Genomic DNA, 10,264 nt, shown 5'->3' on the forward strand with positions numbered 1-10,264 from the left:
TTTTTGACGGGTCGTCAGGCATTTTTCCCGAACTCCACGAATCGCCGGATGAAATCGGCCTCAAGGCGGGCAAACACTGCCCGGGTCTGCCGTTCGCGGTCATCCATCTCGGTGATGAAGCGATTCACCGCCGCCTTGAGTGAACCCAATTCACCGGGTATCGCCATCCGCGTGGCCACCTGCACCGTCTCTCCCTGTTTGACCAAAATACCGCCGTTGACCGCCAGGAAGTGTTCGGTGCCGTCCGGGGTCCAGAAAGCCAGGATGCCGGGTGACAGGGCGGCGGCCATGTCAAGGTGTCGGGGGCGAAGTCCGAAGGCCCCCTCCGGTCCCTGGGCAACCACCTTGACCACCGTTTCGTCCAGGCACACGACTTCCGGCTGGAAGACGGTGAGTTTCACCGTGTCACCTCCCCGATGCCGCCGATCATGTACAGGGCGCTTTCGGGATGCTCGGAAAATTCGTCATTGAGGATCCGCTCGCATCCGTCGATGGTTTCCCCGACGTCCACCAGCTTGCCCGCCAGGCCGGTGAACTGGGTGGTGGTAAAAAAGGGCTGGGTCAGAAATCGTTCCAGACGCCGTGCCCGGTGGACAGTCCGCCGGTCCTCCCGTGACAGCTCCTCGATGCCCAGCATGGCGATGATGTCCTTAAGCTCCTCGTAGGTCGCCAGAATGCGGCGCACCTCGCTGGCCACCCGGTGGTGGCGCTCGCCCAGGATGCTGGGTTGCAGCATGATCGAACGGGATTGCAAAAGGTCGATGGCCGGATAGAATCCCTCGCTGGCCCGCTTGCGCGAGAGCACGATGGAGGCGGAGAGATGGCTGAACGTGTGTACCGCCGATGGGTCGGTGAGATCGTCGGCCGGTACGTAGACCGCCTGAATGGAAGTAATCGCCGCCTGACGGGTGCTGGCGATGCGCTCTTCCAGTTCGGCCAGTTCGGTAGCCATGGTCGGCTGGTAGCCCATGCGCGAGGGCAGCCGGCCCAATAGCCCGGACAGTTCCGAACCGGCCTGGATGAAACGGAAAATATTGTCGATCAGCAACAGCACGTCGCGGCCCAGATCGTCGCGAAAATATTCAGCCATGGTCAAGGCCGTGTGCCCCACCCGGAAACGCGCCCGGGGGCTCGTTCATCTGTCCGAAGACCATCACCGTATTGGGCAGTACGCCGGCGGCGGCCATCTCCCGGTGTAATTCCTCGCCCTCCCGGCAGCGCTCGCCGATGCCGCAAAAAATGCTCATCCCCTTGTGCTTACCGACCATGTTATGGATCAGTTCGGTGATCACCACGGTCTTGCCCACACCGGCACCGCCGAAAAAGGCCCGCCTTCCCCCCCCGTTCCAGGGGAACCAGCAGGTCGATGGCCTTGATGCCGGTGAAAAACACCTCTTGCGAGGTCACCCGCCGGGCCAGTTCGATGGGCGCCTGGTGCACCGAGCGGTAGCCGAGCCCGACCGGTGCCGGCTCACCATCGATGGGCTGCCCGAAGACGTTGAACATGCGGCCCAAAAGCGCTTCTCCCACCGGCGCCATGAGCGGCTTTCCGTCGGTCCAGACCGGCTGGCCGCGATAGAGTCCGGCGGTGGCGTTCAGCGCGATACCACGGACCTGCCGTTGGTTGACGTGGACGGTGGTTTCGATACAAACGCCGCCGTCCTCGCCCGAGCGGATCAGTGCGTGAATCGGGGGCAGGGATTCCGGGAATTCAAGATCCACGACGTTGCCGCGGACAGACACAATTTGTCCTTGGATGGCTGCCGCGTCACGCTTCTGGTATGCAATGGGATCCATTTCTCATTAAAAAGCAGAATCCGTGCCAGGCAAAACCCGGCATAAAGGGCTGTTTGCGAACGTTTCGCGGCACTGCATGAAGCATTCATCCATTATTCCGTGTCCGGTTTCTTTTCAGGCCGTCGGATTTTTTCCATAATCTACCGACATTCTCCGATTCCATTTTGTTACCCACTGTTTTCCTTATTGTTTTCAAACCCGTGATTGGCGCGTTTCTTGCCGGTATAAAAAAGAAAACAATTCCTTCAAATAAACGGAGGCCGACCCATGACCCCTGCGACGGCTTCACCCGCTTTGTCATCACCTTCCCTCTCCCCCGCTACCCCTGACAAGCGCCTTCGAATCATCGACCGAACCATGCGCCTGCACGGATATGCGTCCCACGCGCTGATCGAAACGTTGCATGCCGTTCAGGAAGCCTTCGGCTATCTCGAACCCGACTTGATGCGCTATGTCGCCGGCCGGCTGAAAGTTCCCTTAAGCCGTGTATATGCAGTGGCCACCTTCTATCATTTTTTCACCCTCAAGCCCCCCGGCGAGCATACCTGCGTGCTGTGCAAGGGCACGGCCTGCTACATTAGCGGGACAGCCGAGATATTTCGAAAGGTCGAAGAAATGCTGGGCATCCATGCGGGGGAAACCACTGCGGATGGGAAGATATCCCTCATGACCGCCCGGTGCCTCGGTGCCTGCGGACTGGCCCCTGCGGGCGTGTTCGACGGCACCGTTGTCGGCAACCTTACGCTGGACACCGTTGTGAACAAACTTCAGGCATGGAGGTCACATGACGCTGACCATCGAGAATCTGCAGGAGATCGCGAAAACCGAAACCGATGCCGTTGAATCGTACCGCTATCGCATCAACGTCTGCATGGCCGCCGGCTGCCTCTCCTGCCGAAGCGATGTCGTGAAAGCATCCCTTGAAGAAGAAATCCGTCGGCAGGGGAAAGAAAAGGCCTGCCTGGTCCGGGGGGTCGGATGCCTGGGACTCTGTGCCGTCGGACCGCTCATCGACATCTCCCCCCTGAATGTCACCTATCAGGCGGTCCAGCCATCCGATGCCCCGGAGATCATCGGCAGCCTCACCGGCGCCCCGGTTTCCCGGCTGCTGCTGCCGGCCGATCAACCGTTTTTCTCCCGGCAGAAGAAAATCGTTCTCGAAAACTGCGGCATCATCGAACCCGAACGCATCGAAAGCTATATCGCCGCGGGTGGCTACGAAGCGCTCTACCAGGCCCTGAGACAGATGAGCCCGCGGCAGGTCATCGACGAGGTCACCGCCAGCGGCCTTCGGGGCAGGGGCGGGGCCGGATTTCCCACCGGCCTGAAGTGGACGACGGTCTACAAGGCGCGGCAGGCCGTCAAGTACGTGGTCTGCAATGCCGACGAGGGAGATCCCGGCGCGTTCATGGACAGAAGCGTTCTGGAGAGCGACCCCCACCGGGTGATCGAGGGCATGGCCATCGCCGGCTACGCCGTGGGCGCCTCCCGGGGCTACATCTATGTGAGGGCCGAGTATCCCCTGGCCGTCGAGCGGCTGCGCCGCGCCATCAAGCAGGCAAAGCGGTTGGGGGTTCTCGGCGAAAATATCTTCAACACGCCCTTTGCCTTCGACATTCAGCTGCGGCTGGGGGCCGGCGCCTTTGTCTGCGGCGAGGAGACCGCCCTCATCGCCTCCATCGAGGGAAGGCTCGGAAGACCGCGTCCCCGGCCGCCGTTTCCCGCCGAATTCGGTCTCTGGGGATGCCCGACCCTGATCAACAACGTGGAAACGCTTGCCAACATCGCCCCCATCGTCCGTCGCGGCGGCGGCTGGTTCGCCGGCATCGGCACGGAAAAAAGCAAGGGCACCAAGGTATTCGCCCTGGCCGGCAAGATCAATAACACCGGGCTCATCGAGGTGCCCATGGGGACCACCCTGCGGGAGATCGTTTTCGACATCGGCGGCGGGATTCCCGCCGGCCGACGGTTCAAGGCCGTCCAGACCGGCGGTCCCTCCGGCGGCTGCGTGCCGGAACAGTTCCTGGACATGCCGGTGGATTACGATTCCCTCAGGGAAGTGGGCGCCATCATGGGCTCCGGTGGCATGATCGTCATGGACGACGGGGCCTGCATGGTGGATGTGGCCAAATTCTTCATGGAGTTCTGCATGTCCGAATCCTGCGGGAAATGTGCGCCCTGCCGGGTCGGCACCACCCAGCTTTTCGGTATTCTGGAACGGATCACCGCCGGAGACGGAAGCATCGAAGATATCGACACCCTGAAGGAGCTGTGCGACCTTGTGGGCGCCACCAGCCTGTGCGGCCTCGGCCAGACGGCGCCGAACCCGGTGAAAAGCACGCTGCGGTATTTCGAAAACGAGTACACGGCCCATGTCCGCCGGCATCACTGTGAAGCCGGCGTATGCGCCATGGGAAAAGCCCGGGAGGCCACCACATGACACCCACCGCACCGATCGCCCAAAAGCCCAGAACGGACGTCAATCCCGTACGCATCTATACCTTGCGGATCGACGGCAGGGACGTCAGCGGCCGGGAAGACGAGACCATCCTGACGGTAGCCCGCCAGAACGGCATTTTCATTCCCACCCTGTGCCATCTGGACGGCCTTGCCGAACGGGGCGCCTGCCGCCTGTGCATCGTGGAAATCCAGGGGAGCCCGAAGCTGTTTGCCGCCTGCGTCACCCTGGTGAAGCAGGATATGGACGTGATCACCGACTCTGCGCGCATCCGCGACTACCGCCGCAAAATACTGGAGCTGATCTTCTCGGAAAGAAACCATGTCTGCGCGGTCTGCGTGGTCAACGGCAACTGTGAGCTGCAGGATCTGGCCGTCAAGCTCGGCATGACCCATGTCCGCTACGACTATCTCAACCCGCCCCAGTCGGTGGATGCCTCCCATCCCCGATTTTCGCTGGACCATAACCGGTGTGTTCTGTGCCTGCGGTGCATCCGTGTCTGCAAGGACATCGAGGGCGCCAGCACCTGGGACATTTCCGGCCGGGGCATTCATGCCCGAATCATATCGGATCTCAACCAGCCCTGGGGCGAGTCCGAAACCTGCACCGGCTGCGGGAAATGCGTCCAGGTATGCCCCACCGGCGCCCTGTCCGAGAAGGGAAAGTCCGTCGCGGAAATGACCAAACGACCGCAATTTCTCCCCTATCTTCAAATGATGCGAAAGGAAGCCGAGATATGAGCCCCCCGACCACAAAAACGCGCATCGCCACCATCTGGCTCGACGGCTGCTCCGGGTGCCATATGTCACTGCTGGATATCGATGCGCGCCTGGCGGCCGTCGCCGGCAGTATCGACCTGGTGTTCAGCCCCCTCGTCGATACCCGGACCTATCCGCAGAACGTGGATGTCTGCTTCATTGAAGGTGCCGCCTCCAGCGGGGAGGATGTCGAGAAACTTCACCTGATCCGGCGCAATACCCGGCAAGTGGTGGCATTCGGAGACTGCGCCGTCACCGGAAACGTCCCCGGCATGCGCAACCGCTTCGCCCTTCGGGAAGTACTGACCCGAAGCTACCTGGAGAACGCGACCCACCAGCCCCGGATACCGGACCGGGACATTCCGCACCTCTTTGAGCGGGTCCGGCCGGTACACGCCTTTATCGACGTGGAAATGTTTCTGCCGGGATGTCCGCCGGCGGCGGATGCCATTTTCGAAGTACTGTCGGCACTTCTGGAGGGTCGCCCGCCGGACCTGGCCGGCAGGGCCCGATTCGGATAACACCTGAACCACCAGCAGTAGGGGAGACTGTGATCAAGCGGGAGGTACGCCATGGGCAGTCAAATTGTAATCGATCCGGTTCACCGTATCGAAGGGCATGGGAAAATCACCATTCAACTGGATGCGTCCGGGCACGTCGAAGATGCCGCCTTCCATGTCACCCAGTTCCGGGGCTTTGAAAAGTTCTGCGAGGGCCGGCCCTATTACGAGATGCCGTCCCTGGTGGAACGGATTTGCGGCATCTGCCCGATTTCGCACGCCCTGGCGTCCGCCAAGGCCTGCGACGCCATCCTCGGGGTTACCGTCCCGGCGGCGGGACAAAAACTTCGGACCCTTCTGAACCTCGCCTCCATCATGCAGTCCCACGCCCTGAGCTTTTTCCACCTCTCATCGCCGGACCTGCTGCTCGGTTTCGACGGCCCGCCGGAAAAGCGCAACATCCTTGGCCTGCTGGAAACCCATCCCCAACTGGCCACCGACGGCATCCGCCTGCGGCAGATCGGCCAGTCGATCATCGAATGGCTGGCCGGCAAAAAAATCCATCCCACCTGGGTGGTTCCCGGTGGCGTGGGGGAGCCGCTTTCAACGGAAAACCTCGAGAATATCAGGGCGGTCCTCCCGGAGGCCCGGGACATCGTCCTGCGCACCATCGGGTGGTTCAAACCGTCCATGGAAGACTACCGCGAAGAGATCCGCACCTTCGCCAACTTTCCGTCCATGTTCCTGGGGCTGGTGGACCCCCGCGGCAACCTGGCGCATTTTGACGGGAACCTCCGGTTTATGGACTATCAGGGCAACATCGTCGCCGACCAGGTGCCGCCGGCGCGTTATGCCGACTATATCGGCGAGGCCGTGGAAAACGACTCCTATCTGAAGTCGCCCTACTACCTGCCCATCGGGTATCCCGAGGGCATCTACCGCGTGGGACCCGCCGCCCGCCTGAATGTCTGCGGCGGGTGCCGGACGCTCCTGGCGGATGAGGAGTGGGCCGAGTTCAAGAGCCTGGAGAAGGGCCCGGTGCTAAGCGCCTTCTACAATCATTATGCCCGGCTGATCGAAATTCTCTACACGATTGAAAAGGCCGAGCAACTGACAGCCGATCCCGACATCCTCAGCCCCAAAGTGCGATCCCACGCCCAGCCGAACTTCTTCGAGGGTATCGGTGTTGTGGAGGCCCCCCGGGGGACGCTGTTCCACCACTACCAGGTGGACGAAAACGGCCTCATCACCGGTGTCAACCTCATCGTCGCCACGGGCAACAACAACCTTGCCATGAACCACGGGGTGCTTCAGGTCGCCCGGCATTTCATCAAAAACGGGGAGGTTTCCGAGCCCGTCCTCACACGGCTCGAAGCGGTGATCCGGGCCTTCGACCCCTGCCTCAGCTGCGCCACCCATGCCCTTGGCATGATGACGCTGCATGTCCGGCTTCTGGGGCCCGACGGCCGCGTGATGGACGAAAAGTGGCGATAGAAGGCATAAGGGGTTTTCCAAATGCGGTTATCTACAAAGCTCAAGTTATGGGGGGCTTGAACGCGTCCAAAAACGTTTCAAAATAATGTTAAGTATTAAGTGTTAAGCGGTGGATCGGATCCGTTTGATTAACAAATTGGCAGTATTCCTTTCCTTAACACTTTAGACTTTACACTTAACACTAACCCTCCGACGATTTGGTTTATGCGATTTGCTTAATCAAAAATCACTGGAGCTTTCTGGAGAACCGAATTTCCAAATTTCGGGGAGGGAAGGCATGCAGCAGAAGACACTCGTGATCGCCTTCGGCAACCCCCTTCGCCGGGATGACGGCGTTGGCTATCGGGCGGCGCCACTTTTGAGCGATGCGCTTGCCGATGACGCGGCCACCGTGATCTTCCGGCAGCAGTTGACCGAGGACCTGGCCGTTGCCGTCGGCGAAGCGGACCGGGTAATTTTCATCGATGCCGAAATCGCATCCCCGCCCGGCGCCGTTTCGATTAGGCGCCTGCGCCCGCGGACCTACTTTCCAACGCGCTCCTTCACCGAATGACGCCAGCCGATCTCCTGGCATGGACAAAAGTAATTCGTGGCCGCGTCCCCCGATCCGAGCAGGTGACCGTGGCAGGCGTTGACTTCGACTTCGGGGACACCTTGACCCCGCCGGTGGAAGCCGCCCTGCCGGCCCTTGTCGAAGCGGTCAAACACCTGTGCCAACCCTGACTGCAGATATCCACATTCGGGTGATTCAGAATAATCAAGCGTCTTGATACACCTACGATTTTATAGAGGCAATACAAAATCCAAAACATGATGAGCATGATTCTATGCTTGAATGGATAGGTGGAAAATTCGATCCTGACGAGTTCGATATACACAATATTAACAATAAACTAAAGGATATGAAAGATTAACTTTTCTGATCGCAGTAGCCAACATCGGCATTCAGCGGAGCGCAAAAAGCGCGCGTCCACTGATGCCAAGCGTTATGGCACACCAACCATCTATATAGCCATATATTTGTATTGACAAAAATCCGCTCCGCATACAATATGTACACATGAAAAAGCGAACTGATTTTGAATGGGATCAAGCTAAGGACTTGATTAATCAAGAAAAGCATGGAGTGTCCTTTGCCTTAGCGCAGCTCGCTTTTCTCGATCACAACCGTTTCATTCTGGAGGATCTTGAACACAGTGATCTTGAAAAACGGTTTTATTGCCTTGGCAGAGTCGCAGATGGAATAATGACGGTTAGATTCACCTATAGATACAAAAAAATCAGAATTTTTGGAGCCGGATATTGGCGGAAAGGCAAACAAATATATGAAAGAGAAAATAAAATACACGGATGAGCCAGTTGGAAAAGTTAGGGTAATTACCGACTTTCTACCTTCACCTGAGCAACTCGCGCTAAAAGACGAAACAGTGAAGGTTACTCTATCACTTAGTAAAACCAGCGTTGATTTTTTTAAAAAAGAAGCCAAGAAATACAATACCCAGTACCAAAGAATGATACGCAGATTGCTTGATGAATATACTGCTCATCAATAACCTATAAGCCATAATCGGGTAGCCGGGGGTTTTTCTCCCCCAGCCCCCACACCACCCTAGCAAGCGGGTCCGCACTGGGCGGTTCCCAAAACCATCCGGGCCGTAGCCGGGAATTTGAATGATCGACTATAGTTCTTTGACAGCTACTACAGGCGGCCATTAGGGGCACAGCGGGTTCATATCGCGCCAAGCAAGACATGTCTGGCCGGTCGGCCCTATTTGCTTGAGCCTATGATCACTGGCACCTGCTCTGAGTTCGGCCCTTCGCCATGTCCCGGCCATTACACCGGGCGTTGGGCTACTATGGCCTCTGCTGACTTCTGACCGATCACCCGGGCGGTTACCCGCCAGGGCGTTGCTCACCAGCAAGCAGCCGGCATCCATCCTGGTTGCGCTCTTTGTTCTTGGCACGGCGTCGGGCAGCTGCATTCCCGATGCCGTTGGGACTTGGTCAACCGGTTGCCCCTTCCGGTAATTTCTGCGAACGGATGAGGATGTTGCTGATGGCCACTTGTCGGTCAGATCTCCCCGGATAAGAACGTGAACTGTCGCTGCACAACCGCGGCATTTACCGTATCTCCCGAACCCAGGGCTTCGTTATGTGGTGATAGCTTACCCGGAGACTCGGCCTTATATGCCATTTCTGTTCGTCGGCTCACAGTTTTGCACTCGGGCTTCCTTCAGACGCGCTCGCGGGAACGCCCTTGCCGTCGGCTAATGTTTCGATCGGACAATGGTGCTCCGGTCGGGTTCACACATAGGGGACTTACACCCCATAAGTGCACGCCCATGCCGGGCGTACCCCATCATTCCAGCAGACTCGCTTCGCTCGCTGCTGAATTCAAACGTTAGCGTGATGTAAGGAGGTGATACAAATGCCAGAATTCTACCATTGCCATCTTGTTGCCGAGGGCGAAAAAGGCCCAGGACATTACTTGAACGACCTCAACCTCGATATGCTATTTTCGGATATTCTTCTGCCATTCTCACGTGGAGAGCAGTTCATTTTCGATGGCTACATGATTGCTCCAAGCAAAGTAAGAAGACTTAAAGTTGTAAAGACACCCTCTCCCGCCAAAGTCTATATAGACCAACATTATGAAAAAATGCGGCGGTCAAATGTTGCGGATATGGCGACCATCCCAAAATCTATAGCGCTGACTAAAGGCGAGGACATAACGACTGAGATTCTTAAAAGGGCCAAAGGAGAGAGCGCTCTGAATTCATCCGTTAACGAGGAACCAGAGATGCAGGAAGGCCAAGCACTGAATCGAAAAATATTCGTCGTACATGGCCATGATATGACTTCGATGCATGAATTATGCAGAGTCCTCAAAGATGAATTCGCCCTTGAACCAGTCGTTCTAAGTGAGCAACCAAGTATCGGACTCGATACAATAATTTCAAAATTCGAACGCCTGGCTGAGACCTGCACAGCAGTTGCGGTACTCCTCACGCCGGATGACAAAATGAGCGAGAGCGAAACGCTTCGGGCACGGCAAAATGTAATTTTTGAACTTGGTTATTTTCTGGGGATGCTAAGGTCACCCGAGCAAAGGCGCATCATGATTTTCTCCAAAGGAAATGTAGAAGTTCCTTCTGACATAAATGGTGTGGTCTATCTTCCTTATCATAAAAGCATTACTGAAGTCTTTTACCAGATGAAAAAGCAAATAGAAATATGGGGATACTGAGATTTCGCTA

Annotated in this window: 13 protein-coding genes and 1 pseudogene; 10 read left to right on the forward strand and 4 right to left on the reverse strand. The window is 57.6% G+C overall.

Translation table 11 applies throughout. The annotated features are described in order from the left end of the window. Window positions 1-14: 14 nt before the first annotated feature. The 4 genes and pseudogenes from JCM12296_RS16005 to JCM12296_RS51420 form a co-directional block, all read right to left on the reverse strand. Window positions 15-401 (reverse strand): ATP synthase F0F1 subunit epsilon, encoded by a 387-nt coding sequence (locus JCM12296_RS16005; protein WP_054695076.1) that lies wholly within the window; start codon window positions 399-401, stop codon window positions 15-17. Then, a complete protein-coding gene (locus JCM12296_RS51410; RefSeq protein WP_479690866.1) occupies window positions 398-736 on the reverse strand; it encodes an ATP synthase beta subunit C-terminal domain-containing protein in 339 nt (112 codons plus the stop codon). Before JCM12296_RS51410 ends, JCM12296_RS16005 begins: the two co-directional genes overlap by 4 nt. Before the next feature lie 63 nt (window positions 737-799). Continuing rightward, window positions 800-1,307, reverse strand: a pseudogene (locus JCM12296_RS51415) (F0F1 ATP synthase subunit beta); the annotation flags it as partial. Next, on the reverse strand, window positions 1,270-1,797 hold the full coding sequence (locus JCM12296_RS51420) for a F0F1 ATP synthase subunit beta (protein ID WP_306304046.1): 528 nt from the start codon (window positions 1,795-1,797) through the stop codon (window positions 1,270-1,272). The gene JCM12296_RS51420 and the pseudogene JCM12296_RS51415, both read right to left, overlap by 38 nt. Before the next feature lie 267 nt (window positions 1,798-2,064). On the opposite strand from JCM12296_RS51420, the gene hoxE reads away from it, so the two are divergent. The 10 genes from hoxE (at window position 2,065) to JCM12296_RS16055 (ending at window position 10,254) form a co-directional block, all read left to right on the forward strand. Then, a complete protein-coding gene (gene hoxE, locus JCM12296_RS16015; protein WP_054695077.1) occupies window positions 2,065-2,640 on the forward strand; it encodes a bidirectional hydrogenase complex protein HoxE in 576 nt (191 codons plus the stop codon). Continuing rightward, entirely contained in the window at window positions 2,582-4,237 is a 1,656-nt protein-coding gene (gene nuoF, locus JCM12296_RS16020; protein WP_054695078.1) for an NADH-quinone oxidoreductase subunit NuoF, read from the forward strand. The genes hoxE and nuoF overlap by 59 nt, the downstream gene beginning before the upstream one ends. Beyond that, window positions 4,234-4,995, forward strand: a complete 762-nt coding sequence (gene hoxU / locus JCM12296_RS16025; RefSeq protein ID WP_054695079.1) for a bidirectional hydrogenase complex protein HoxU — start codon at window positions 4,234-4,236, stop codon at window positions 4,993-4,995. The genes nuoF and hoxU overlap by 4 nt, the downstream gene beginning before the upstream one ends. Beyond that, window positions 4,992-5,534 (forward strand): NADH-quinone oxidoreductase subunit B family protein, encoded by a 543-nt coding sequence (locus JCM12296_RS16030; RefSeq protein ID WP_054695080.1) that lies wholly within the window; start codon window positions 4,992-4,994, stop codon window positions 5,532-5,534. Before hoxU ends, JCM12296_RS16030 begins: the two co-directional genes overlap by 4 nt. Window positions 5,535-5,585: 51 nt before the next feature. Continuing rightward, on the forward strand, window positions 5,586-7,007 hold the full coding sequence (locus JCM12296_RS16035) for a Ni/Fe hydrogenase subunit alpha (protein ID WP_054695083.1): 1,422 nt from the start codon (window positions 5,586-5,588) through the stop codon (window positions 7,005-7,007). Between the two features lie 277 nt (window positions 7,008-7,284). Next, window positions 7,285-7,560, forward strand: coding sequence for a hypothetical protein (locus JCM12296_RS16040; protein ID WP_054695086.1), 276 nt, complete (start codon window positions 7,285-7,287; stop codon window positions 7,558-7,560). Window positions 7,561-7,792: 232 nt separating this feature from the next. Then, complete coding sequence (locus JCM12296_RS50560) at window positions 7,793-7,921, forward strand: IS1096 element passenger TnpR family protein (protein ID WP_083456193.1); 129 nt, start codon at window positions 7,793-7,795, stop codon at window positions 7,919-7,921. 146 nt (window positions 7,922-8,067) lie between these two features. Continuing rightward, a complete protein-coding gene (locus tag JCM12296_RS36490; protein ID WP_083456194.1) occupies window positions 8,068-8,361 on the forward strand; it encodes a BrnT family toxin in 294 nt (97 codons plus the stop codon). Continuing rightward, entirely contained in the window at window positions 8,333-8,560 is a 228-nt protein-coding gene (locus tag JCM12296_RS16050) for a hypothetical protein (RefSeq protein ID WP_054695094.1), read from the forward strand. Before JCM12296_RS36490 ends, JCM12296_RS16050 begins: the two co-directional genes overlap by 29 nt. A gap of 875 nt (window positions 8,561-9,435) precedes the next feature. Further along, complete coding sequence (locus tag JCM12296_RS16055; protein WP_054695097.1) at window positions 9,436-10,254, forward strand: nucleotide-binding protein; 819 nt, start codon at window positions 9,436-9,438, stop codon at window positions 10,252-10,254. Window positions 10,255-10,264: the final 10 nt, after the last annotated feature.

The sequence above is a fragment of the Desulfosarcina cetonica JCM 12296 genome (assembly GCF_001311845.1).
GTDB classification, from domain to species: Bacteria; Desulfobacterota; Desulfobacteria; order Desulfobacterales; family Desulfosarcinaceae; genus Desulfosarcina; species Desulfosarcina cetonica.